Origin of the sequence: Stenotrophomonas sp. GD04024, assembly GCF_029837545.1 — a bacterium.
Classification (GTDB): domain Bacteria; phylum Pseudomonadota; class Gammaproteobacteria; order Xanthomonadales; family Xanthomonadaceae; genus Stenotrophomonas; species Stenotrophomonas forensis.
The window spans coordinates 1-22,537 of sequence record NZ_JAOEDV010000072.1 but is presented as its reverse complement, the minus strand read 5'-3'; the positions used below and the strand labels follow the sequence as shown (position 1 = coordinate 22,537).

20 protein-coding genes are annotated in these 22,537 nt (G+C 67.8%); 13 read left to right on the top strand and 7 right to left on the bottom strand.

Annotation, left to right across the window (positions count from 1 at the left end):
• Positions 1 to 195: 195 nt before the first annotated feature.
• From pstS to rnt, 10 genes are all read left to right on the top strand, one after another.
• Entirely contained in the window at positions 196 to 1,284 is a 1,089-nt protein-coding gene (pstS, locus tag N7590_RS17800; RefSeq protein WP_049458236.1) for a phosphate ABC transporter substrate-binding protein PstS, read from the top strand.
• An 82-nt stretch (positions 1,285 to 1,366) separates the two neighbouring features.
• Positions 1,367 to 2,335 carry a phosphate ABC transporter permease subunit PstC gene (pstC, locus tag N7590_RS17795; protein ID WP_008267250.1) on the top strand — a complete coding sequence of 323 codons (969 nt, stop codon included), beginning with the start codon at positions 1,367 to 1,369 and terminating at the stop codon, positions 2,333 to 2,335.
• Positions 2,335 to 3,198 (top strand): phosphate ABC transporter permease PstA, encoded by an 864-nt coding sequence (gene pstA / locus N7590_RS17790; protein ID WP_006428262.1) that lies wholly within the window; start codon positions 2,335 to 2,337, stop codon positions 3,196 to 3,198. The genes pstC and pstA overlap by 1 nt, the downstream gene beginning before the upstream one ends.
• A gap of 19 nt (positions 3,199 to 3,217) precedes the next feature.
• The gene (pstB, locus tag N7590_RS17785; protein ID WP_005408788.1) at positions 3,218 to 4,048 is read left to right on the top strand and encodes a phosphate ABC transporter ATP-binding protein PstB; all 831 of its coding nucleotides are present in this window, start codon (positions 3,218 to 3,220) and stop codon (positions 4,046 to 4,048) included.
• Between the two features lie 65 nt (positions 4,049 to 4,113).
• Positions 4,114 to 4,821, top strand: coding sequence for a phosphate signaling complex protein PhoU (gene phoU, locus N7590_RS17780; protein WP_008265615.1), 708 nt, complete (start codon positions 4,114 to 4,116; stop codon positions 4,819 to 4,821).
• A 227-nt stretch (positions 4,822 to 5,048) separates the two neighbouring features.
• Complete coding sequence (locus N7590_RS17775; protein ID WP_053449243.1) at positions 5,049 to 5,405, top strand: hypothetical protein; 357 nt, start codon at positions 5,049 to 5,051, stop codon at positions 5,403 to 5,405.
• Complete coding sequence (locus tag N7590_RS17770) at positions 5,392 to 6,267, top strand: DUF692 domain-containing protein (protein WP_164242961.1); 876 nt, start codon at positions 5,392 to 5,394, stop codon at positions 6,265 to 6,267. The genes N7590_RS17775 and N7590_RS17770 overlap by 14 nt, the downstream gene beginning before the upstream one ends.
• Entirely contained in the window at positions 6,260 to 7,015 is a 756-nt protein-coding gene (locus N7590_RS17765) for a putative DNA-binding domain-containing protein (RefSeq protein WP_279935768.1), read from the top strand. Before N7590_RS17770 ends, N7590_RS17765 begins: the two co-directional genes overlap by 8 nt.
• Positions 7,016 to 7,038: 23 nt before the next feature.
• Positions 7,039 to 7,560: a DoxX family protein gene (locus tag N7590_RS17760; RefSeq protein WP_164241151.1), complete on the top strand. Its 522-nt coding sequence runs from the start codon at positions 7,039 to 7,041 to the stop codon at positions 7,558 to 7,560.
• A gap of 284 nt (positions 7,561 to 7,844) precedes the next feature.
• Positions 7,845 to 8,429, top strand: coding sequence for a ribonuclease T (gene rnt / locus N7590_RS17755; protein WP_008267547.1), 585 nt, complete (start codon positions 7,845 to 7,847; stop codon positions 8,427 to 8,429).
• Between the two features lie 145 nt (positions 8,430 to 8,574).
• Here the strand turns inward: rnt and N7590_RS17750 are convergent, their stop codons facing one another.
• The 5 genes from N7590_RS17750 to N7590_RS17730 all read right to left on the bottom strand — a co-directional run bounded on the left by N7590_RS17750 (position 8,575) and on the right by N7590_RS17730 (position 15,943).
• On the bottom strand, positions 8,575 to 11,601 hold the full coding sequence (locus N7590_RS17750; protein WP_164241150.1) for a ligand-binding sensor domain-containing diguanylate cyclase: 3,027 nt from the start codon (positions 11,599 to 11,601) through the stop codon (positions 8,575 to 8,577).
• 328 nt (positions 11,602 to 11,929) lie between these two features.
• Positions 11,930 to 12,700 (bottom strand): PoNe immunity protein domain-containing protein, encoded by a 771-nt coding sequence (locus N7590_RS17745; RefSeq protein ID WP_164241149.1) that lies wholly within the window; start codon positions 12,698 to 12,700, stop codon positions 11,930 to 11,932.
• Positions 12,701 to 12,715: 15 nt separating this feature from the next.
• A complete protein-coding gene (locus N7590_RS17740) occupies positions 12,716 to 13,576 on the bottom strand; it encodes a PAAR domain-containing protein (RefSeq protein ID WP_164241148.1) in 861 nt (286 codons plus the stop codon).
• 222 nt (positions 13,577 to 13,798) lie between these two features.
• Positions 13,799 to 15,208, bottom strand: coding sequence for an ATP-binding protein (locus N7590_RS17735; RefSeq protein WP_279935767.1), 1,410 nt, complete (start codon positions 15,206 to 15,208; stop codon positions 13,799 to 13,801).
• Positions 15,209 to 15,214: 6 nt separating this feature from the next.
• Positions 15,215 to 15,943, bottom strand: coding sequence for a response regulator (locus tag N7590_RS17730; RefSeq protein ID WP_006427862.1), 729 nt, complete (start codon positions 15,941 to 15,943; stop codon positions 15,215 to 15,217).
• Positions 15,944 to 16,146: 203 nt separating this feature from the next.
• Between N7590_RS17730 and N7590_RS17725 the strand changes: the two genes are divergently transcribed.
• From N7590_RS17725 to N7590_RS17715, 3 genes are read left to right on the top strand one after another with little or no spacing between them, the layout of a single operon-like run.
• Positions 16,147 to 17,385, top strand: a complete 1,239-nt coding sequence (locus N7590_RS17725) for an efflux RND transporter periplasmic adaptor subunit (RefSeq protein ID WP_279935766.1) — start codon at positions 16,147 to 16,149, stop codon at positions 17,383 to 17,385.
• Positions 17,382 to 19,340, top strand: a complete 1,959-nt coding sequence (locus tag N7590_RS17720) for a MacB family efflux pump subunit (RefSeq protein ID WP_006427858.1) — start codon at positions 17,382 to 17,384, stop codon at positions 19,338 to 19,340. The genes N7590_RS17725 and N7590_RS17720 overlap by 4 nt, the downstream gene beginning before the upstream one ends.
• The gene (locus N7590_RS17715) at positions 19,337 to 20,776 is read left to right on the top strand and encodes a TolC family protein (RefSeq protein WP_164241147.1); all 1,440 of its coding nucleotides are present in this window, start codon (positions 19,337 to 19,339) and stop codon (positions 20,774 to 20,776) included. The genes N7590_RS17720 and N7590_RS17715 overlap by 4 nt, the downstream gene beginning before the upstream one ends.
• 454 nt (positions 20,777 to 21,230) lie before the next feature.
• Here N7590_RS17715 and rlmB read toward each other — a convergent pair whose 3' ends face one another.
• Together rlmB and N7590_RS17705 are read right to left on the bottom strand one after the other, a co-directional pair.
• On the bottom strand, positions 21,231 to 21,974 hold the full coding sequence (gene rlmB / locus N7590_RS17710) for a 23S rRNA (guanosine(2251)-2'-O)-methyltransferase RlmB (protein ID WP_008265272.1): 744 nt from the start codon (positions 21,972 to 21,974) through the stop codon (positions 21,231 to 21,233).
• Positions 21,975 to 22,080: 106 nt separating this feature from the next.
• The coding region (locus N7590_RS17705; RefSeq protein ID WP_279935765.1) for a GFA family protein at positions 22,081 to 22,537 on the bottom strand (457 nt) is incomplete at its 5' end.

Genomic DNA, 22,537 nt, shown 5'->3' with positions numbered 1-22,537 from the left:
AGGCCATCCGCCGGTCATACCGTGCGCAGATCCGGGGTCTGCGGGGGTCTCCCGGATCGTGGCACACCCTGTGAAACCCTTGTCGGAACGTGATCCAGGACACCTCTGTCATGGTCGTAATACGGCTGTAACAAAAACATCATTTCATAGCCGCATCCGCCGACCCCGTCGGCTCTTCCCCGCTATGGAGTGACCATGAAACTGCACTCGGCCGGCCTTGCCGCCCTTTCCCTGGCCATCGCCCTGGGCCTGTCGGCCTGCGGTGGCGACAAGCAGGCCGCACAGCAGCCGGCTGCCGACGGTGCTGCCGCTCCGGCCGCTGCCGGTGCCAAGGTGACCGCCGAGGTCTCCGGCGCGGGCGCGTCCTTCATCTTCCCGCTGGTCTCCAAGTGGTCGGCTGACTACAACGCCAGCACCGGCGCCAAGATCAACTACCAGTCGATCGGTTCCGGCGGCGGCATTGCACAGATCAAGGCCGGCACCGTCGACTTCGGTTCCTCGGACAAGCCGCTGAGCAGCGAAGAGCTGGCCCAGGCTGGCCTGGCCCAGTTCCCGTCCGCCATCGGCGGCGTGGTGCCGGTGGTCAACATCGAAGGCCTAGAGGGCGGCAAGCTGCGCCTGAGCGGCGCCCTGCTGGCCGACATCTTCCTGGGCAAGGTCAAGACCTGGAACGATCCGGCCATCGTCGCCGCCAACCCGGGCGTGAAGCTGCCGGACGGCAAGATCACCCTGGTCCACCGTTCGGATGGTTCGGGCACCACCTTCAACTTCTCCAACTACCTGTCCAAGGTCAGCCCGGACTGGAAGGCCAAGGTCGGCGAAGGCACCTCGGTGCAGTGGCCGGACGGCGTGGGTGGCAAGGGCAATGAAGGCGTCGCGTCCTACGTGAAGCAGATCAAGGGTTCGATCGGCTACGTCGAGCTGGCCTACGCGCTGCAGAACGGCATGCCGTACACCGCCATGCAGAACGCGGCCGGCAACTGGGTCGAGCCGAGCGCGGAGACCTTCGCCGCCGCGGCCGCCAGCGCCGACTGGGCCAGCGCCAAGGACTTCAACCTGGTCATCACCAATGCCCCGGGCGACCAGGCGTGGCCGATCACCGCCACCAACTTCATGCTGATGCAGAAGCAGCCGAAGGACGCCAAGCGCAACCAGGACACCCTGGCCTTCTTCAAGTGGGCCTTCGAGAACGGCCAGGCCCAGGCCAACGAGCTGCACTACGTGCCGCTGCCGGCCGAACTGGTCAAGCAGATCGAGGCCTACTGGGCGACCGACCTGAAGTGATGGATACGACGGTGCCCGCCCCGCGCGGGCACCGCTGCTTCCACGCCATGCCGCCCCGCCCCTTCCTGGCCCAGCCGTCCCCATGAATGCCATCGCCCAGCCTGTAGCCGCCCCGTCCACGCGTGATGCGCGTGATGCCCGCAACGACAAACTGTTCCGATGGGTGCTGGTCGGCACCGTCATCTTCGTCCTGATCGCCTTGGCCTGCGCCGCGCTGTCGATGCTGTGGGGCGGCCGCCATGCCCTGCAGATGCAGGGCCTGAGCTTCTTCTTCTCCGCCGACTGGAATCCGGTCGAAAACAAGTTCGGTGCCCTCGCCCCGATCTACGGCACCCTGGTCACCGCGCTGATCGCGATGGTCATTGCCGTGCCGGTCAGCTTCGGCATCGCCTTCTTCCTCACCGAAGTCGCGCCGCGCTGGCTGCGTGGCCCGGTCGGCACCGCCATCGAACTGCTGGCCGGCATCCCCTCGATCATCTACGGCATGTGGGGCCTGTTCGTGCTGGTGCCGGTGATGACCGAGTACGTCACCCCGTTCCTCAACGAAACCCTGGGCGAGTGGCCGATCATCGGCCCGATGTTCCAGGGCCCGCCGCTGGGCATCGGCATGCTTACCGCCGGTTTCGTGCTGGCCATCATGGTCATTCCGTTCATCTCTTCGGTGATGCGCGAAGTGTTCCTGACCGTGCCGACCCGCCTGAAGGAGTCGGCCTACGCGCTGGGCTCCACCAAGTGGGAAGTAAGCTGGGACATCGTGCTGCCCTACACCCGCTCGGCGGTGATCGGCGGCATCTTCCTCGGCCTCGGCCGCGCCCTGGGTGAAACGATGGCAGTGGCCTTCGTGATCGGCAACAGCGTGCGCCTGTCGCCGTCGCTGCTGGAGCCGGGCACCACCATCGCCGCGCTGATCGCCAACGATTTCGGCGAGGCCACTGAAACCTACCGCTCGGCCCTGCTGCTGCTCGGCTTCGTCCTCTTCATCGTCACCTTCGTGGTGCTGGCCATCGCCCGCCTGATGCTGATGCGCCTGTCCCGCAAGGAGGGCAACTGATGTCCACCACCGCTGATTCGCTGTACCTGCGCCGCCGCATCGGCAATGTCGTTGCCATTACCGCGTCCTGCGCCACCGCCCTGTTCGGCCTGTTCTTCCTGGGCTGGATCCTGTTCACCCTGGCCTCCAAGGGCCTGGCCGGCATCAACCTGGATCTGTTCACCAAGATGACGCCGCCGCCGATGCAGGAAGGCGGCCTTGCCAACGCCTTCTTCGGCAGCGCCGTGATGTGTGCGCTGGCGATCGGCATCGGTACCCCGCTGGGCGTGCTGGCCGGTACCTGGCTGGCCGAGTACGGCAACGCCCGCAAGGCCGGCACCGTGGTCCGCTTCGTCAACGACATCCTGCTGTCGGCGCCGTCGATCGTGCTCGGCCTGTTCGTCTACACCCTGTACGTGATGCAGACCGGCGGCAACTTCTCGGCATTCGCCGGTGCGCTGTCGCTGGCCTTCATCGTGCTGCCGGTGGTGGTGCGCACCACCGACGAGATGCTGCGCCTGGTGCCCTCGCAGATGCGCGAAGCCGCGCTTTCGCTGGGCATCCCGCAGTGGAAGGTGATCGTGCAGGTGCTGTACCGCAGCGCGTCGGCCGGCATCATCACCGGCATCCTGCTGGCGCTGGCGCGCATTTCCGGCGAAACCGCCCCGCTGCTGTTCACCGCCTTCGGCAACCAGTACTGGAACAACAACATCTTCCAGCCGATGGCCTCGGTGCCGGTGGTGATGAACCAGTTCGCCGGCAGCCCGTATGAATCCTGGCAGGTGCTGGCCTGGGCCGGTGCCCTGGTGCTGACTGTCTTCGTGTTGCTGGTCAGCCTTGCCGCCCGCGGCATCCTGCTGCGCAACCGTATCTCCCATGACTGACCTTTCCGTGGATAACGCCATGAACGACCTTTCCAATGCCGTGCCGATGCAGCGCATCGCCGTGCCGTCCTCGCACGAGAGCCTGCACACGCCGTCGCCGGTCAAGCTGGCCGCGCGTGGACTGGACTTCTACTACGACAAGTTCCACGCCCTGAAGGGCATCAACCTGGAGATTCCGGAAAAGCGCGTGACCGCGCTGATCGGCCCCTCCGGTTGCGGCAAGTCGACCCTGCTGCGCATCTTCAACCGCATCTACGCGCTGTACCCGAAGCTGGAGGCGCGCGGTGAGGTGCTGCTGGACGGCGAGAACATCCTGTCGCCGAAATACCCGATGAACCGCCTGCGCAGCAAGGTCGGCATGGTGTTCCAGAAGCCGGTGCCGTTCCCGATGACCATCTTCGAGAACGTGGCCTACGGCATCCGCCACCACGAGAAGCTGAGCAAGGCCGACATGGCCGACCGCGTCGAGCAGGCGCTGCGCCAGGGCGCGCTGTGGGACGAAGTGAAGGACAAGCTGGGCCAGAGCGCGCTGGGCCTGTCCGGTGGCCAGCAGCAGCGCCTGTGCATCGCCCGCGCCGTGGCCCTGCGCCCGTCGGTGCTGCTGCTGGACGAGCCGACCTCGGCGCTGGACCCGATCTCGACCAGCCGCATCGAGCAGCTGGTGGAAGAGCTCAAGCACGAGTACACCATCGTCATCGTCACCCACAACATGCAGCAGGCCGCGCGCGTGTCCGACTACACCGCCTTCATGTACCTGGGCGACCTGATCGAGCACGACCGCACCGAAGTGATCTTCTCGCAGCCGTCGCAGCGGCAGACCGAGGACTACATCACCGGTCGCTTCGGCTGATCGACGCTGTTCCTTCGCCACATGTTCCAGCCAGGCATGGCCTGGCTCTACCCGGATTGCAGACCATGAACCTTCCCAACGACCACATCGTCAAGAGCTACGACGAAGAGCAGCAGCGCCTGGTGGCCGAAATCGTGCGCATGGGCGAGATGGCCGTCGCCCAGCTCGAAGCAGCGATGGACGTGATCGAGAAGCGCGACGAGAACGCCGCCCATCGCATCATCGCCAACGATGAAGCCATCGACGCGCTGGAACAGCAGATCAGCCACGACGTGATGCGCCTGGCGCTGCGCGGGCCGATGGCCCGCGACCTGCGCGAGATCCTGGCCGGCCTGCGCATCCCGGCCGACATCGAGCGCATCGGCGACTACGCGGCCAATGTCGCCAAGCGTTCGATCGCACTGGGCAAGGTACCGCCGCTGCCGCAGATCCAGGGCCTGCGTGCGCTGGGCCGCCTGGCCGCGCAGCAGGTGCGCCGCGCCATCGCCGCCTACCGCGACAACGACGCCGACGCCGCACTGGCGCTGCGTGAGGACGACGCCCGCCTGGACGCGCAGTACACCGCGCTGTTCCGCGAGCTGCTGACCTACATGATGGAAGACCCGCGCAACATCACTCCGTGCACCCATCTGCTGTTCATGGCCAAGAACCTGGAGCGCGTGGGCGACCACGCCACCAACATCGCCGAGAACGTGTGGTTCCTGGTGCACGGCGAGCAGCCGCTGCCGCCGCGCGAAAAGCGCGACGAGACCTCCAGCACCGGCCAGCCCTGACGCTGCACTGCAACACGTGAGTTGACTCCATGGTGGCCGCTGTCCTTGCGACAGCGGCCTTCTTGTTTCTGGGCATTCCGGCCACCGGTCTCCCCTTCTGTAACAAACCTCACGAAAATTTGAGGTCTTGGCGAGGATTCGTTGAGTAGGATCGCTGCACCATAGTTTCCACCGGCACCCCTGCCGGCCACCCGGGCACCCGCCCACACCACCCAGGAGCACGACCGATGAGCAGTTCCAACAAGACCCTGTCCCTGCTGACTGCTACCGCCCTGGCCGCCGGCCTGGGCATGACCGCCAGTGCCTCGGCCCTGAGCATGAGCGACCTCGCCCAGGGCTACCTGGTGGCCGGCCAGGCTGCCAAGGCCAGCACCGATGCCAAGGCCGCCGATACCAAGATGGCCGCCGACGCGACCAAGCACGCCGAAGGCAAGTGTGGCGCCGACGGCAAGAGTGCTGAAGGCAAGTGCGGCGCCGACAAGGGCAAGGCTGCCGGTGCTGCCGCCGGTGCCAAGGCCAAGACCGGCGACAAGAAGTCGGCTGAAGGCAAGTGCGGCGAAGGCAAGTGCGGTGGCAAGCACTGACGTCCGCGCCCGCATCGTCCACCCGCGGTCGCCGCTTCGCGCGGCGGCCGCCGGGTTGGGCCTGCGCCGGGCGCTGCTGCAGGATCTGCGTGATGCACCGACCGGCGACTTCGACTTCCTCGAATGCGCGCCGGAAAACTGGATCCATGTCGGTGGGCCCGCCGGCGACGCGCTGGCCGAACTGGCGCAGCGTCACCCGTTGAGCTGCCACGGCCTGTCGTTGTCGCTGGGTGGCAGTGCGCCACTGGATACCCAGCTGCTGGAACAGGTCGGCCAGTTCCTCGAGACCCATCGCGTGCCGCTGTACAGCGAGCACCTGAGCTACTGCAGCGACGACGGCCACCTGTACGACCTGCTGCCGATCCCCTTCACCGATGAAGCGGTGCGCCATACCGCGGCGCGCATCGCCCGCGTGCAGGACCTGCTGGGACGACGCATCGCGGTGGAGAACGTGTCCTACTACCTGGCACCGGAGCCGGCCATGGACGAACTGGCCTTCACCAACGCCGTGCTTGCCGAAGCCGACTGCGACCTGCTGCTGGACGTCAACAATGTCTACGTCAACGCCTGCAACCACGGCTACGATGCCGACGCCTTCATTGCTGGGCTGCCCGCCGATCGCATCGTCTGCCTGCACGTGGCCGGGCACCTGGATGACGCACCGGACCTGAAGATCGATACCCACGGCAGTGCGGTGATCGATCCGGTCTGGGAGCTGCTGGCGCGCACCTATGCGCGTATCGGCGCGCGCCCGACCCTGCTCGAACGCGACTTCAATTTCCCGCCCTATGCCGAACTGCAGGGCGAGCTGCAGACCATCCGCCGCCTGCAGGCCACGCACGCCGGTGGCGGTCATGGCTGAGGCTCCCGATTCCCTGCGTGCACAGCAGCATGCGTTCACCGCGCACCTGCGCGACCCGCAGGCGGTGGCCGCGCCGGCAGGCCTGGAACCGCGTCGCGTGGCGGTCTACCAACGGCTGCTGTTCAACAATCTGCTCGGCCTGTTGAGCAACGGTTTCCCGGTCTGCGTGCGCCTGCTCGGCGAACCGGCCTGGAGCGCGCTGGTGCGCCAGTACTTCGCCACCCATCGCTGCCAGACGCCGTTGTTCACCGAGCTGGCCGCCGAGTTCGTGCAATGGCTGCAGGCACGGCCGCAGCTGCCGCATCCGGCACTGGCCGAGCTGGCCCACTACGAGTGGGTGGAAACCGCGCTGTACCAGCTGGCCGCCGAGCCCCTGCCGCCCGCGGGCGACATCGATCCTCTGCAGGTGCCGCTGCAGCGCTCGCCTCTGGCCTGGCCGCTGCTGTACCAGTGGCCGGTACATCGGCTCGGCGCCGAGGACGCGCCAACGCAGCCGCCAGTCGAACCGACCGGCCTGCTGGTACGCCGCGAAGCCGATGGGGAGGTGCGGTTCGCCGCGCTCAGCCCGCTGGCGGTGTACCTGCTGGCCAGCATCGGCGAGCAACCCGGCCTCGAGGGCCAGGCCTACCTGCAACACCTGGCCAACACCCACGGGCTGGCCGAGGACGCGCTGGCCGGACCCGGTGCCGCGTTGCTGCGGCAGTTCCTGCAGGCTGGCGTGATCGGCGCTCTCCCCGCCCCTCCCTGACCCCCTTCCGCGGAGATCCCCTGATGAACCTTCCGACCCTGGCCGTCGCACGCGGCCAGCTGGACCGTCTCGCCCCCTGGCTGGCCCCGCTCGGCCTACGCCTGCTGCTGGCCTGGGAATTCTTCGAATCCGGCCGCGAGAAACTGCAGGGCCAGAACTGGTTCGCCGACCTGCAGGACGCCTTTCCGTTCCCGTTCGATCAACTACCGCCCGCCCTGAACTGGCAGCTGGCAACCTGGTTCGAACTGCTCGGCGCGGCCTGCCTGTTGTTGGGGTTCGGCACCCGTTTCGCCGCCACCGGCCTGCTGGTGCTGACGGTGGTAGCAACCTATGCCGTGCACTGGCCGATGGAATGGCACTCGCTGGGCGACCTTGCGATGGGCTATGCGATCAGCGACCAGGGCTTCGGCAACTTCAAGCTGCCGGTGCTGTTCATTGCGATGCTGCTGCCGTTGATCTTCGCCGGTGCCGGCAAGCTGAGCGTGGATGCGTGGTTGGCGCGGTGGTTTCCATCGGGCATGACGGTCCGGCCCGCTGCCCGGTAGGCGCTGACCGGGGTCCGGCGCGCTCTGTGCCAACCAAGGTTGGCACCTACCGGGTTCCAGAGGTTGGCACCTACCGGGTTTCAGGGGTTGGCACCTGCCGGGAACCTGGTGGTGTGGTGCTCCGGTGGGTGTCGACCTTGGTCGACACGCTCCTGCGCAGGGAACCCGTGCGCCACAGGCCAGTCGGGCGCTCGGGGGCGCTCTGCTAGAATTCACGCATGACTGACCCCACCCCCGCACCTGCCGCCGCTCCCGATTCCGCAGTTCCCCAGGCGCAGCGCGCGATGTCACAACGCTTCCGCGGCTTCCTGCCGGTGGTGGTCGATGTGGAAACCGGCGGTTTCGACAGCCAGCGCAATGCGCTGCTGGAAATCGCCGCCGTGCCGATCGAGATGGACGAGAACGGCCTGCTCTACCCCGGCCAGACCGCCAGCGCACACGTGGTGCCGGCCGAGGGCCTGGAGATCGATCCGAAGTCGCTGGAAGTGACCGGCATCATCCTCGACCACCCGTTCCGGCTGGCCAAGGAAGAGAAAGCGGCACTGGACCACATCTTCGTCCCGGTGCGTGCCGCGATGAAGAAGTACGGCTGCCAGCGCGCGATCCTGGTCGGCCACAACGCCCATTTCGACCTCGGTTTCGTCAATGCGGCCGTTGCGCGTACCGGCCACAAGCGCAATCCGTTCCATCCGTTCAGCGTGTTCGACACGGTCACCCTGGCCGGCATCGCCTATGGGCAGACCGTGCTGGCGCGTGCGGCCACGGCCGCCGGACTGGGCTGGGACGCGAATGAAGCGCACAGCGCGGTGTACGACACCGAGCAGACGGCGCGCTTGTTCTGCACGATTGCCAACGCCTGGCCGCGCTGAAGCAACGCTTCCCCGCGCTGTCGCGCGATAGTCGAGCATGGCTCGACTCTACAGGTCTGCGTGGGTGAATTCCGTGGTGGGTGCCGACCGTTGGTCGGCACTGTCGGTTGGGCATCCCATCCATCCACGCCATGCGTGGATGCGATCAACCAATACTCGTACGATCGCGGCCGTCGCTCTTGGCCCGGTACAGCGCGCGGTCGGCGCGCTGGTACAACAGAGCCGGGGTGCGGTCGTCGGCGTCCAGCTCCACCAGGCCGGCGCTGAAGGTCACGCGCAGGCCCTCCACGCCGGCCCAGTCCGGATGGTCATGGAACAGCCCGCGCAGGCGCGCGCACAGCTGCGCGGCTTCTTCCAGGCGCGTGTCGTTGAGCAGCAGCGCGAACTCTTCGCCACCGGTACGCGCGGGCAGGTCCGAATCGCGGCAGGCCGCGGCGATCAATCGCGCCACCTCCACCAGCACCGCATCGCCGATGCTGTGGCTGTGGCGGTCGTTGACGTCCTTGAAGTGATCGATGTCCAGCACCACCAGGCACAGCGGATGACCGCTGCGCTGCGAGCGCGCGAAGTCGCGGGCCAGGGTTTCATCGAAGCCACGGCGATTGGCCAGCCCGGTCAGGGCATCTTCGCGGGCCTGCCGCTCGAACGCCTCGGCCTGCCGTGCCAGGCGCTCGGCCAGCTCGGTCTTTTCCTGGTTCAGCGCCTGCAGGTGCACGGTCTTGGCCTGCAGGTCGAAGGTCGCCTCGTCCACGCGCCGGGCCAGGCGCAGGTTGCTGGCCTTCAGCTGCTGCAGCAGCAGGCGGTACAGCGCCACCAGGCCGGCCAGCAGCAACAGCCCGCCCAGCGCCTGCACGCTGCGGCGCTGCCACCAGAACGGCTCCACGGTGAAGCTCCACACCGCTTCCTGCTGGCCCCAGGCCCCCGCCGGGTGCGCAGCGGCCACGTGCAGGGTGTAATCCCCCGGCGGCAGGCCGACGAACTCGACGCTGCGCTGCGGGCCGCGTTCGACCCAGCCGGCATCCAGGCCCTCCAGCCGCGTGCGGTAGCGGATCCGGTCGGACATCAGGTAGCTCAGGCCCACGTAGCTCACCGCCAGGCGACGGCCGCCGGGAATGTAGTTACGGTCGGGGCCTTCCCAATGCACCGGCGCACCATCCACCTGCACGCTCTCGATCGCCGCCGGCGGTGACGGGCGTTCACGGAAGCGCTGCAGGCGCTGCGGATCGACCGTGCTCAGCCCGCCCGCGGTGACCACCCAGAACGTGCCGTCCTGGCGCAGGATCGCCGACGGGCCCGAACTGCCGTTGGCCTGCGCGTTGGCCATGCCGTCAATCTCGTTGTAGCGCTCCACCAGCACCCGCGGCGCGCGGCCGTCGGCCACCGCATTGAGCGTGGCCATGTCGGTGCGCAGCACGCCTCGATTGCTGCTGACCCACACGTTGCCAAGGCGGTCGGGCACCAGCTGGAACACCGCATCCACCGGCATGCCCTGCTCCAGGCCTACCCGCGCCAGCCGGCCGTTCTGCCAGCGGTACAGGCCGCGGTCGCTGCTGATCCACATCGCATCGCCCAGCTGATGGAAGCCGAACACGCTGCGGCCGCCGCCCATCGGGGCCAGGTCGATCGACTGCACGTGGTTGCCGCGCAGCACGCGGATGCCTTCGATGGTGCCGATCCACAGGTTGCCCTGGTGGTCATGCTCGAGCGCGGTGATCAGGCCACCGGGCATGCCCGGCACGCTCGATACCTGCACGCGGTCGCCGTCGATGCGGACCACGCCCTTCTGCGTGCCGGCCCAGACCACGCCCTGCGCATCCACGCTGATCGCGCGGATGTTGCCTCCCGGCATGCCATCGGCGGCCGCATAGTTGTGCCGCAGGCTGCCGTCCGGGCCGAGGCGGTAGACGCCGTCACCGAAGGTGCCGACCCACAGATCCCCCGCCGGGCCCTGCGCCAGGCTGAGGACCGACGGCGCCTTGCCGCCCCGGTTGTGCAACGGCACCGCACGGAAGCGGCCGTCCGGCGTCTGCAGGTCCAGGCCGCTGGCGCTGCCGACCCACAACTGGCGGTCACGGTCCTCGAACACGGTGCGCACATAGTCGCCACTGAGGCCATCGCGCTCGGTGTAGCTGCTGAACAGTGTCTCGCGCAGGCGGTACAGGCCGCCGTTGGCACCCACCCAGATGCTGCCCTCCGCATCCTCGCGCAGGCTGACAACGCGCCCGCCGGGCAGGTTCAACCCCGCCGGCAGCCGCTCCAGCCCATGCGTGGAGATCCGCAGCAGGCCCTGGTTCTCGGTACCCAGCCACAGGTCGCCGTGGCGGTCCTGCAGCATCGCGGTCATGTGCAGCTGGCCCGGCAGGCGGTGCACCAGCACCAGCTGATCGTCCTCCACCCGGTACAGGCGCTCGCCGGCGACGATCCACAGGGCGCCATCCGGAGCGCGGTACGGCCACGACAGCCCGGTACCTGCGCCCAAGCCCCACGCGGCAGGTGCGCGCTTGAGCGCACCGTCGTTGTCACGCAGCACCAGCCCATCGAGCGTGCCGACCCAGACCCGGTCCTGCGCGTCGACCACCAGTTTGGTGAAGCTCATCGCCATCGGCAGTTCAGCCGCCGGCGCCTGGTAGACGATGCCCTTGTCCGGCACCAGGTAGCCGAGCCCCTTGCCTTCGTACAGCAGCCACAGGCGTCCCTGGCTGTCCATCTGCATGGACTGGATCAGCACCTGCGGGGTATCGCCCTGGTGCTCCCAGACCCGCCACTGGCCGTCGTTGCCGCGATGGCTGACATTGCCGCGCGAATCGCTGATCCACAGCCCGCCCTGGCGATCGACGTAGAGCGCGCCGATGCCGTTGTCGCGCAGGCCCGGGCGGGTACTGCGGTCGAACACGGTGAAATCCAGGCCGTTGTAGCGCACCAGGCCTTCCCAGGTGGCGAACCAGAGATGCCCCTCCGGGGTCTGCGCGATGTCACGCAGCGAGTTGTGCGGCAGGCCGTTGCGCGAGGTCCAGACGTCGATCGCGTAGTCCCGCAGCGGCGGCGCGCCTTCCTGTGCCGCCAGTGGCGCGGCCACGGCCAGCAGCAGCCACAGCAGCCCCTGCCGCAATGCCCGCCTGAATGATGATCTGCGGCGCTCCGCCCAGCGCCTCGTGTCCCCCTGTCCGCCCATCAGCGCAGTGGCGGTGGCCAGCGGTGGCTGCGGGGTCTGGCAGCGTGCGGAAACGCGCGGGCAACGCGGGGCGGCGTGCCGACGGGAACAGGCTGGCTCATCGGGGGGCGTCTGGGGAGATGCGCGAATGATAGGGCAAACGCCAGCCCGCCGCGCCTAATCAGCCATGGACCACGCCCGCGGCAACAACGGCGGGCTTTCAGATCCAGCCGTGCAGGCGATGCGGGTTTGCGGCGGGAGGGATTGGTCCGGTACAGCGTCCGATCCCAGGCGGTGACCACAGGCCAGTCCAGAAGACCCCTCGCCTGGCACCTCAGCGGAGGGACAACTACGTCCTGTCACCGGCACGACGCCGGTAATGGGCTACCAGATCGGCCGGGTAGTACTCGTGGTCGCGGAAGCTCGAATCGTCGATGTCGAACAGCATCACGACCAGCGCAGCCTCGAAGGCCCAGTAGCCCATGTAGCCGCTGTCGTCGTCACGGTGATTCCCGTGCCAGTACACGTTGCGGCTGCCTGCATACCAGCCGTCCAGGAACTCCTTTACGAGCCCGGGCCGGCCCGAGGGTGAGGCGATTGCTTCCATGAGCGGGAGGTACTGGCGATACAACACCTCAGTGGAAACGGGTCGGCCCGCATCCCCCAGCGCAACTGCGATCGCGTCGAAGAGTTCGTCTTTTCCGGCGTTCCGCAGCAGCTTCAAGCTTCGTTGAATGTACTCTCGCCCCATGTCCAGCGAGAGCGCGAAAGCCAGCCACCATAGCCATTGCACGAAGTGATCTTGCCGGATGCCCTCGAACTGGAAACGGTAACTTCCCTCACCGGTCTCCAGCAGATCGCAGAGTTTGGTCATCTTCTCGCGCACTGGAAGGAGCGACCTCACCTCACCCTTGATTGATTCGATGTCATCACCTCGGGAATATCGCATTACCACCACTCCCAACACTGAATCGAAAAGCCTTGAGGCAGCAAGAACACGCCCTTTGCGCGGCAGTTCATCCCCCGCGATTCTCGATTCCTTTCGCTGAATCGATGCTCTCTCATGCTCGATCCAGCGGTCAAAGTAGCTTCTGTTCTTGCGCGAATCTCGCATTTTCATTGTTGGATCAAACCCTTAATTGACTCCGAAGCGGACATCAATCGATTCTGACAGTCCCAACCGTTCCGTCTTCGGCCACTCTGACAACAAGCTTCTCGACGCGCCCCTCTTCACCGTTTCCACGCTGCCACTGACCCAGTCCCATGCCCCCTTCGCCTGGCCTTCGATGCCGTTCAGTTCCATCAGGAAGGCCCGATGAGCAGCGCTGGCACTGTTCCATTGCCGCCAGTCCGCAGCAAAATCCTGCCGGGTCTGCTCCACGATGTGCTGCAGGGCGACGCGAAGGCGTTCGCGGCAGGCCTCAATCTCAGCAGAGTCGGCGCTGTCCGCCTCGTGCTGGTAGATCACCTGCACTGGCCCCACGCTCACCTGCGGCAGGCGTGCACGGCCTTCGTCATCGAGATGGCCGCTGAACACGCGGCCATCGGACAGAGTCGCCCGGTAACTGACACCGCGCGCGGGCGTGCAGTCCAGGTCGCCGTAATGGCAATGCAGCACGACCTCGCGCGTAACTGCCACATCACGGGCAACGAAACCGCTGGGCGGTGGCGTGGCGCTCCACAGGTTCACCGCTGACGGCGCGGTAGGCGCCGCGGAGACCGACGCACCGCCGCCGCCGTCAACCACGTACACCAGCGACTGAGCGCCTCCGAGCAACCTGCAGCCACAGGCCAGCGAATCGCCTTCGCGCGCGATCGGCTTGCCATCGAGGATCAGCGTCGGGTCCCCGGTGACGATCTCGAACGCGCCCCCATGCTTCGGACACGTCGCCTTGTCACCCACGCAGGCCACGGCCTTGCCTTCGATATCCGTATTCGACGATCCGGTCAGCACCCGCCCGCCACCCGTGGTGGCGTCGCCGACCACGATCCACATCCGTGCCATCTGCCATCCGCGAGGAACTTCGATGGCTTCAGGTGACGGGCCGCACGCAGCGCAGGCAATTCAACGCTGACGCAATTGCCCCGAATGTCTGGGCAACGCCTTGCAGCGCAGGCGATTACCGCATGTGACGCTTTCGCCCTATCGTGCTGCAAGCAGGGCTATCGCGTCAGTATCCGGCGGGGCCTGTCGGAATGCAGCCCCTCCCGTGTCTGCTCAGCCAGCCCGGCCCGGTGGCACCACCTGCGCACTGGCCGGCCACTGCACCACAGCTTCCAGCCCGCCTTCGGCGCGATTGCGCAGCCACAGGCGCGCACCATCCTTCTCGGCCAGCGCGCGGGCAATGGTCAGCCCCAGCCCGGCACCACCGGTTTCGCGCGAGCGCGAGGTTTCCACCCGCACGAACGGGTCGAACACCGCTTCCAGCTGGTCCTCGGCCAGCCCGGGGCCATCATCGGCCACCATCACGGTGATCGCGCCGCCACTGCGCTCCACCCGTACCCGCACGCGCTGGGCGTACATCACCGCGTTGTCCACCAGGTTGGAGAACAGGCGGTGCATGGCCAGCGGGCGCAGCATCAGCACCGCTCCGGTCCCGCCTTCGAAGACGACATCGGCGCCCCCTTCGGCGGCATCTTCAACGATGCTCTCCAGCAGTGAATCCAGGTCCAGCGCCGCACGCTGCTCGGCACTTTCGGCGCTGCGTGCCAGTTCCAGGCCTTCGCGCACCAGTGCCTGCATCGCCGCCAGATCGCCGATCAGGCGCTCGCGCAGCACCTCGTCGGTGACATTTTCCAGGCGCAGGCGCAGGCGGGTCAGTGGGGTCTGCAGGTCGTGGGTGATCGCCGCCAGCATCTGCGTACGCTCGGCCAGATGCCGCTGCAGGCGGTGCTGCATCGCGTTGAAGGCTTCCGCCGCACGCTGCACTTCGCGCGGTCCGCGCAGGGGCAGCGGATCCCGCTGCAGGTCATCGCCCAGGTCTTCGGCGGCGGCCGCCAGCTCCTGCAGCGGCGCGCTGGCCATGCGCGCGACGATGTACGCCAGCACCGCGATCTCCAGTACCAGCAGGGTCAGGAACCACGGGTCGACGGCGAGGATGCCGTTGTGGGCCACCGCTGGCGAGTCCAGCGCCAGCTTCAGCAGCGTACCGTCGTTGAGGGTTACGTCGACCGCGCGGCACTTGGGCGGAATGAACGCCGGATCGCGCTCGCGCGGATGCTTGCGATGCCCGGGCGGCGGCGGCGGCAGCAGATCCTGCAGCTTCGGGATGCACGATCGGAACGAGGTGAAGTGCACGTGCGCGCGCGACACCGGGCCGGGCCGGTCATCGAGCACTTCCATCAAGGCCGTATCGGCCCGGCCCAGGCGCGCACCCGGCAGCAGCGCACGCACGCTGGGGCCACCGACCTCCAGCAGCCGCTCGCGCAGTTCGGGGTTGCCGTCGAGCAGGTTGACGTAGCCCTGCAGGCGGTCGGCGATGCGATTCAGGTTCTGCCGCTCGAACTCCTGCTGGCGCTTGGAGGTGGCCAGCATGGTCGCGCCGATCGCGGCCACGCTCATGCCCAGCAGCAGGATCACGAACAGCCGCCCGACCATCGAGGACAGGAAATGGCGCAGGCGCTTCATCGCGACCTATTCCAGGTTGACCGACGAGGCCAGCACGTAGCCTTCGTTGCGCACCGTCTTGATCAGGCCGTCCGGCCCGCCGTCATCGCCCAGCTTGTTGCGCAGCCGGCTGACCTGCAGGTCGATCGCGCGGTCCTGCGCCTCGTAGTTGCGGCCACTGCTGAGCGCCACCAGCTGCTCGCGCGACAGCACCTTGTTGGCATGCGCGATGAACACCCGCAGCAGCCGGAACTCGGCACCGGACAGCACCACCACGCGATCGTCCGGGTCCACCAGGTGGCGGTGCTCCAGGTCGAAGATCCAGCGCGAGAAGCGCGCCCGGCGTACCGCCAACGGCTCCAGGTTGGCCGGCAGCGCTTCGGTGCGGCGCAGCACGTTGCGGATGCGCGCCAGCAGCTCGCGCGGCTCGAACGGCTTGGCCAGGTAATCATCGGCGCCCATTTCCAGGCCCAGCACGCGGTCGATCGGCTCGGCACGCGCGGTGAGCATGATCACCGGCGTGTTCGAGCGCGCGCGCAGGTCGCGGCACAGGGTCAGGCCATCTTCGCGCGGCAGGTTGAGGTCGAGCACGATCAGGTCCACGTGCTCGCGGTCCAGCAGCTGGCGCATGGCGGTGCCATCGGCGGCCGTGCTCACCTGGTAACCGGCGCGGCCAAGCTGTTCGGCCAGCAGGGTCCGGATGTCGTTGTCGTCGTCGACGATCAGCAATCGATGCATCGTGTTTTCGGTCTCCATGTCGCGATCATCCCGTGTCGGCAGCTGAACCGCATCCGGGGCAATGCGTACCAGTGTATCCAGCCGAGGCCGCGATACCTGTGGTTACGCGTATTCACCGACAGTGTTACATAGAGACATACCCCGAGGATTGGCCCCCTGCCGGTCGATCTTCACAATGCCCACCAACGCCGCTGCCGCGGCCCCGAGAGTGAAGCCACGACGTGAGTTTCCGCCTGCTGCCCGCGACCCGCCGGGGTCGACTGATACTGATCGCCCTGCTTGCCCTTGCCGTTGCCGTCGCTGCCTGGTGGCTGCTGCGCAAGCCTGCCGCCCCAGCGGTGGCGACCACCCCGGTCAGCCGCGGCGACATCGAGCAGACCGTGGAGGCCACCGGCGTGATCGATGCCTACAAGCTGGTCAGCGTCGGTGCGCAGGCCTCGGGCCAGATCAAGTCGCTGAAGGTGCAGCTGGGCGACACGGTGAAGGAAGGCGACCTGATCGCCGAGATCGACGCCACCACCCAGCAGAACCAGGTGCTCAACGCGCAGGCCTCGCTGGACCAGGTCACCGCCCAGCGCGCGGTGCAGCAGGCCACCCTGCGCCAGGCCGAACTGGAGTTCGCGCGCCAGCAGCAGATGCTGGCCGCCGAGGCCACCTCGCGCCAGGAATACGATGCCGCCGAGGCGCAGCTGAAGACCGCCCGTGCCCAGCTGCAGTCCTACGAGGCGCAGATCAAGGGCCGCGAAACCGAGCTGGGCACCGCCCGCGCCAACCTGGCCTATACCCGCATCACCGCGCCGATGGACGGCACCGTGGTCGCGGTGGTGGCCGAGGAAGGCCGCACCGTCAACGCCAACCAGACCGCACCGACCATCGTCATGCTGGCACGGCTGGACGTGGTCACCGTCAATGCCGAGATCTCCGAGGCCGACGTGGTCAAGATCAAGGCCGGCATGCCGGTGTACTTCACCACGCTGGGCGACCCGGACCGCAAGTACCACGCCAAGCTCCGCCAGATCAATCCGGCGCCGGCCTCGATCGCCAACGAAAGTTCGTCCAGTTCCAGCAGCTCGTCCAGCTCCAGCTCCAGCAGCGCGGTCTACTACAACGCGCTGTTCGACGTGGAGAACCCGGACGGCACGCTGCGCATCGACATGACCGCCCAGGTCTCGGTGCTGCTGAAGCAGGCCAAGGGCGTGCTGATGGTGCCGTCGGTGCCACTGGGGCCCAAGCGCCGTGGCGATGAGCGCACGGTGCGGGTGCTGGACGACAAGGGCCAGCCGCAGCCGCGCAAGGTCACCGTGGGCATCAACAACGGCGCATCCGCCGAGATCCTGTCCGGGCTGAAGGAAGGCGAGCGCGTGGTGGTGGGCGAAGCCAGCGCGGCCGGCGCCGCCGGCGGCGGCAACCGTGGCGGCATGCAGATGCGGGTCGGTGGCCCGGGCATGGGGCGCCGATGAGCATGACGGCGCCGCTGCTGCGCCTGCGCGACCTGCGACGCGAATTCCCGGCCGGCGAGGATGTCATCGCCGTGCTGCGCGACGTGAATCTGGATATCCATGCCGGCGAGATGGTGGCCATCGTCGGCCAGTCCGGTTCGGGCAAGTCGACGCTGATGAACATCCTCGGCTGCCTCGACCGCCCGACCCGCGGCAGTTACCAGGTGGCCGGCCGCGAAACCGGAAAGATGGAGCCGGACGAGCTGGCCGAGCTGCGCCGCGAGCATTTCGGTTTCATCTTCCAGCGCTACCACCTGCTGGGCGATCTGGATGCGCGCGGCAACGTGGAAGTGCCAGCGGTATACGCTGGCAGCCCCGGCCCGGTGCGCAACGCGCGTGCCGAGCAGCTGCTGCAGCGGCTGGGCCTGGGTGACCGCATGCACCACAAGCCGGGCCAGCTGTCCGGCGGCCAGCAGCAGCGCGTATCGATCGCGCGCGCGCTGATGAATGGTGGCGAGGTGATCCTGGCCGATGAACCGACCGGCGCACTCGACACGAAATCCGGCGAGGAAGTGATGGCGATCCTCGGTGAGCTGCATGCCGAAGGCCACACCATCATCATCGTCACCCATGACATGAGCGTGGCCCAGCACGCACAGCGCATCATCGAGATCCGCGACGGCGAGATCATCGCCGATCGCGCCAATCCGGATGCGCCGAGCTACCGCGCGCAGCGCGAAGCCAGCACCGGCGTCTCCCACGGCAACAGCTGGCGGGCCGCCCGCGACCGCTTCACCGAAGCGTTCCGCATGGCCCTGCTGGCGATGAACGCACATCGGCTGCGCACCTTCCTGACCATGCTCGGCATCATCATCGGCATTGCCTCGGTGGTCTCGGTGGTGGCGCTGGGCAACGGCTCACAGCAGCAGATCCTGCAGAACATCAGCGCACTGGGCACCAACACCATCGACGTCTACCCCGGCCGCGGCTTCGGCGACATGCGCTCGGCACGCGTGCAGACGCTCAAGGCCAGCGATGCCGACGCCCTGGCGAAGCAGAGCTACGTGGACAGTGCCACCCCCAGCGTGTCGACCTCGGTCACCGCGCGCTACCGCAACCAGTCCTCCACCGCCCAGGTCAGCGGTGTTGGCGAGCAGTTCTTCCGGGTCAAGGGCGTAACCCTGCTCAGCGGCAGCTTCTTCGATGCCGATGCGGTGAAGGGCCTGGGCCAGGTGGCGGTGATCGACGAGAACACCCAGACCCAGTTCTTCCCCGATGTCGACCCGGTGGGCCAGGTGATCCTGCTCGGCAACGTGCCGGCGCGCGTGGTGGGCGTGGCCAAGCGCCAGAGCTTCGGTTTCGGTGGCAGCACCAGCCTGAGCGTGTGGGTGCCGTACACCACGGTGATGTCGCGCATGCTGGGCCAGAGCCACGTATCCAGCATCACCGTGCGTGTGGATGACAGCACTCCGATGGATGCCGCACAGGAAGCGATCACCCGCCTGCTGACGATGCGCCACGGCACCGAGGATTTCTTCCTCAGCAACAGCGCCGAGATCCGCGACACCATCGAGCAGACCACGCGCACGATGACCCTGCTGATCGGCGCGATCGCCGCCATCGCACTGCTGGTCGGCGGCATCGGCGTGATGAACATCATGCTGGTCTCGGTCACCGAGCGTACCCGCGAGATCGGCGTGCGCATGGCCGTCGGCGCCCGCCAGAGTGATATCCGCCAGCAGTTCCTGATCGAAGCGGTACTGGTGTGCCTGCTCGGCGGCGTGCTCGGCATCGGCCTGGCCCTGCTGCTGGGCTCGATGATCGGCCGCTTCGCCAGCGACTTCCAGGTGCTGTTCTCCACGGCCTCGATCATCGCTGCGTTCGCCTGCTCGACCCTGATCGGCGTGGCGTTCGGATTCCTGCCGGCACGCAACGCGGCGCAGCTCGACCCGGTGGAGGCCCTGGCCCGCGAATGAAGATGATGACCCGACTGCCCTTCCCTGCTCCCTCGCGCCTGCTGTTGGCTGGCGCCGTGCTGCTCGCCCTGTCCGCCTGTGCGTCGGTCGGCCGCTATCCGATAAAGGAACCGGACGTGGCGGCCAGCTACGGCCGGGGCGATGCCACCCTCAACGCACCGGCCGACGACCCGCGCAGCAGCCTGGACACACCGGGCCGCGACATCCGCCTGGACACCTGGTGGACCGGCTTCGGCGATGAACGCCTGGACCGCCTGGTGGCGCAGGCGCTGGCGGCCAACAGCGACCTGGCCGCCGCCGGCCTGGCGGTGCAGCGTTCGCGCCTGCAGGCCGGGCTGGCCAGCAACGCGCTGTGGCCGCAGCCTTCGTCATCCGGCGTCAGCGGCAATGCCAGCCGCGCCACCGACCAGGCTGACGACTGGCGTCGCAGCTACTCCACCGGCGTCTCGCTGGGCTGGGAAGTGGACCTGTGGGGCCGCCTGCGCACCCAGCGCGACATCGCCCGCTGGGAGGCCGAGGCGAGCGAGGAAGACCGCCAGAACACCGCGCTGCTGGTGATCGGCGACACCATCAACCAGTACTGGAACCTGGCCTACCTCAACCAGTCGATCGCCACCGGCCAGGCCAACCTGGAGCGCCTGGAGCGCACCCGTGAACTGGTGCAGGCCCGCTTCGACGCCGGTGCGGTATCGCGCCTGGAAGTGCGCCAGGCACTGCAGAACCTGCAGTCGCAGCGCTCCTCGCAGAGCGCGCTGGAACAGCAGCGGGTGGAGGCGCGCAATGCACTGACCGTGCTGCTGGATGGCACGCCCTGGCCGCAGCAGGACGAACCGCAGGACCTGCTGGGCGCACGCAGTCCCGCCATCACCGAGGGCCTGCCGACCGACCTGCTCGGCCGCCGTCCCGACCTGCGCGCGGCCGAACTGCGCCTGCGCAACAGCCTGAAGACCATCAAGGTGACCGCCACCCAGTACTACCCGGCGCTGAGCCTGACCGGCAGCCTCGGTTCCAGCGCGACCTCGCTGGGCGATGTGCTGCGCAACCCGGTGGCCACGCTGGGCGCCGGCCTGTCGTTGCCGTTCCTCAACCTGCAGCGCGCGCAGCTGGATACCGACATCGCGGGCACCGCCTACCAGATCGCCGCCACCAGCTTCCGCAAGACGCTGTACACCGCGCTCTCGGAAGTGGACAACGCGCTGTCGGCACGTGAGCAGCTGGCGCGCCAGGTGGCGGCCTCGCAGGCCTCGTACGACGAAGCGGTGGAAGTGGAGCGCGCGCAGGAAGTGCGCTACCGCGTGGGTGCCACCGACCTGCGCACCTGGCTGGAGGCACAGCAGACGCGGCGCGATGCCGAGCTGTCGCTGGCGCGCGTGCGCCAGGGCCAGCTGAACAACGACGTGACCCTGTTCAAGGCGCTGGGCGGCAGCGCGGGGTGAGGCGATGCGGGGCTGCGCCCCGCACCCGCCAAAACAACGTCAACATCAACGTCAACAACGGGGCATTCCGTTGAATGGCGGGGTGGGTCCGGTGACAGGGGACGCCGCGAACCCCCCTCCGGGGTCCGGCCCAGCCGCTGGCGGCTGTGCGTTCGGGCGCTTGCGAAGCAGTGCTTCGCAAGCAAAGCGCCCTCACCCATGGGGGCTTGGTCGCCGCATCCATGCGGCTCACACCCCTGCCACCGGACCCACCCCGCCCTCGACAGACTTCCGCGATCTGTCGGAATCTGCTGCTGATGGTGGGTGCCGACCGTTGGTTGGCACGGGCCCTGACCCTGGTTCTGCTCTGGTAGGTGTCGACCTTGGTCGACACGATCCTTCCGATCACAAAAAAGGGTCAGACCCCTTTTTCCTCAGGAAAGGGATCTGACCCCGATCACGCCAGGTCAGCCGATCAACCGCGCTGGCGCACGGCCTCGAACAGGCTGACGCCGGCGGCGACGGAGACGTTCAGGCTCTCGATCTCGCCCGGCATCGGGATCTTGACCAGGCCATCGCAGTTCTCGCGGGTCAGGCGGCGCAGGCCATCGGCTTCGCCGCCCAGCACCAGCGCGATGTTGCCCTTCAGGTCCAGCTGGTACAGCGAAGCGGTCGCTTCACCGGCCAGGCCGTAGATCCACACGCCCTGCTTCTGCAGGTCCTTCAGGCAGCGCGACAGGTTGGTCACCGCCACCACCGGAATGCGGTCGGCGGCACCGGCCGAGGTCTTGCGCACGGTGGCGTTGACCGTGGCCGACTTGTCCTTGGGAATGATCACCGCAGTGGCACCGGCGGCCGCCGCCGAGCGCAGGCAGGCGCCGAGGTTGTGCGGGTCCTGCACCTCGTCCAGCACCAGCAGCAGGGCCTTGCCCTCGGCCGCGGTGACCAGGCCTTCCAGCTCGTTCTCGCTATAGGTACGGGCGGCGGCATAACGCGCGGCCACACCCTGGTGGCGCACCGAACCGCCCACGCCATCCAGCGCCTGGGCGTTCACCTTGCGCACGTCGATACCCTTGCGGCGGGCGTTTTCCTCGATTTCGGTCAGGCGCGGATTCTTCGCACCGGCCTCGACCAGCACTTCGCGGACGTTCTCGGCGTCGTTCTCGATGGAGGAGGCGACGGCGTTGACGCCGACGATCCACTGGCTGTTCTTGCTCATGCGGGCGGGGACCGGAAAGGGGGTGGCTATGGTAGAGCATCGGCGGGCCGGGCGCTGCGGCGGCGGCCACCCGCCAGCCGAGCGTAGGCCCGGCTCTACAGGTGGGTCATCGACTGCGCGGCGGCCAGTGCGGGGTGTCGTGGTCGGGGTGCTGGTGGGACACGATCGTGGCCAGGAACGCCAGCGACGCGACGTCGTCCTCGGTGCTCCGCGCCGGCAGGGTGCCCAGCGCGTCGACGAACGGCAGCTTGCGCTCCACCGCGTACTGGATCGTCGGCGGCAGGCGCTCGGGCTGGTCGAAGGCGCCGGCAGCGATTGCCACGCCGTCGGGCGCCTCGTAGGTCAGCGGGGTGCCACAGTCGGCACAGAATCCCCGCCGGACCACGTTGGACGACTGGAAGTAACGCGGCTGGCCGCGGGTCCAGCTGAACTGCACGCCGCGCACCGACACCAGCGGCGCGTAATAGGCACCGAAGGCCTTCTGGCACATCCGGCAGTGGCAGATCGAGCTGTCGGTCAGCTCGCCGCGCGCCTGGAAGCGGATCGCGCCGCACTGGCAGCCG

What these genes read in the sequence shown, in the direction of transcription:
- pstS (WP_049458236.1), top strand. Translation starts at nt 196, where the DNA reads ATGAAACTGCACTCGGCCGGCCTTGCCGCCCTTTCCCTGGCCATCGCC.
- pstC (WP_008267250.1), top strand. Translation starts at nt 1,367, where the DNA reads ATGAATGCCATCGCCCAGCCTGTAGCCGCCCCGTCCACGCGTGATGCG.
- pstA (WP_006428262.1), top strand. Translation starts at nt 2,335, where the DNA reads ATGTCCACCACCGCTGATTCGCTGTACCTGCGCCGCCGCATCGGCAAT.
- pstB (WP_005408788.1), top strand. Translation starts at nt 3,218, where the DNA reads ATGAACGACCTTTCCAATGCCGTGCCGATGCAGCGCATCGCCGTGCCG.
- phoU (WP_008265615.1), top strand. Translation starts at nt 4,114, where the DNA reads ATGAACCTTCCCAACGACCACATCGTCAAGAGCTACGACGAAGAGCAG.
- N7590_RS17775 (WP_053449243.1), top strand. Translation starts at nt 5,049, where the DNA reads ATGAGCAGTTCCAACAAGACCCTGTCCCTGCTGACTGCTACCGCCCTG.
- N7590_RS17765 (WP_279935768.1), top strand. Translation starts at nt 6,260, where the DNA reads ATGGCTGAGGCTCCCGATTCCCTGCGTGCACAGCAGCATGCGTTCACC.
- N7590_RS17760 (WP_164241151.1), top strand. Translation starts at nt 7,039, where the DNA reads ATGAACCTTCCGACCCTGGCCGTCGCACGCGGCCAGCTGGACCGTCTC.
- rnt (WP_008267547.1), top strand. Translation starts at nt 7,845, where the DNA reads ATGTCACAACGCTTCCGCGGCTTCCTGCCGGTGGTGGTCGATGTGGAA.
- N7590_RS17750 (WP_164241150.1), bottom strand. Translation starts at nt 11,601, where the DNA reads ATGGGCGGACAGGGGGACACGAGGCGCTGGGCGGAGCGCCGCAGATCA.
- N7590_RS17745 (WP_164241149.1), bottom strand. Translation starts at nt 12,700, where the DNA reads ATGAAAATGCGAGATTCGCGCAAGAACAGAAGCTACTTTGACCGCTGG.
- N7590_RS17740 (WP_164241148.1), bottom strand. Translation starts at nt 13,576, where the DNA reads ATGTGGATCGTGGTCGGCGACGCCACCACGGGTGGCGGGCGGGTGCTG.
- N7590_RS17735 (WP_279935767.1), bottom strand. Translation starts at nt 15,208, where the DNA reads ATGAAGCGCCTGCGCCATTTCCTGTCCTCGATGGTCGGGCGGCTGTTC.
- N7590_RS17730 (WP_006427862.1), bottom strand. Translation starts at nt 15,943, where the DNA reads ATGGAGACCGAAAACACGATGCATCGATTGCTGATCGTCGACGACGAC.
- N7590_RS17720 (WP_006427858.1), top strand. Translation starts at nt 17,382, where the DNA reads ATGAGCATGACGGCGCCGCTGCTGCGCCTGCGCGACCTGCGACGCGAA.
- N7590_RS17715 (WP_164241147.1), top strand. Translation starts at nt 19,337, where the DNA reads ATGAAGATGATGACCCGACTGCCCTTCCCTGCTCCCTCGCGCCTGCTG.
- rlmB (WP_008265272.1), bottom strand. Translation starts at nt 21,974, where the DNA reads ATGAGCAAGAACAGCCAGTGGATCGTCGGCGTCAACGCCGTCGCCTCC.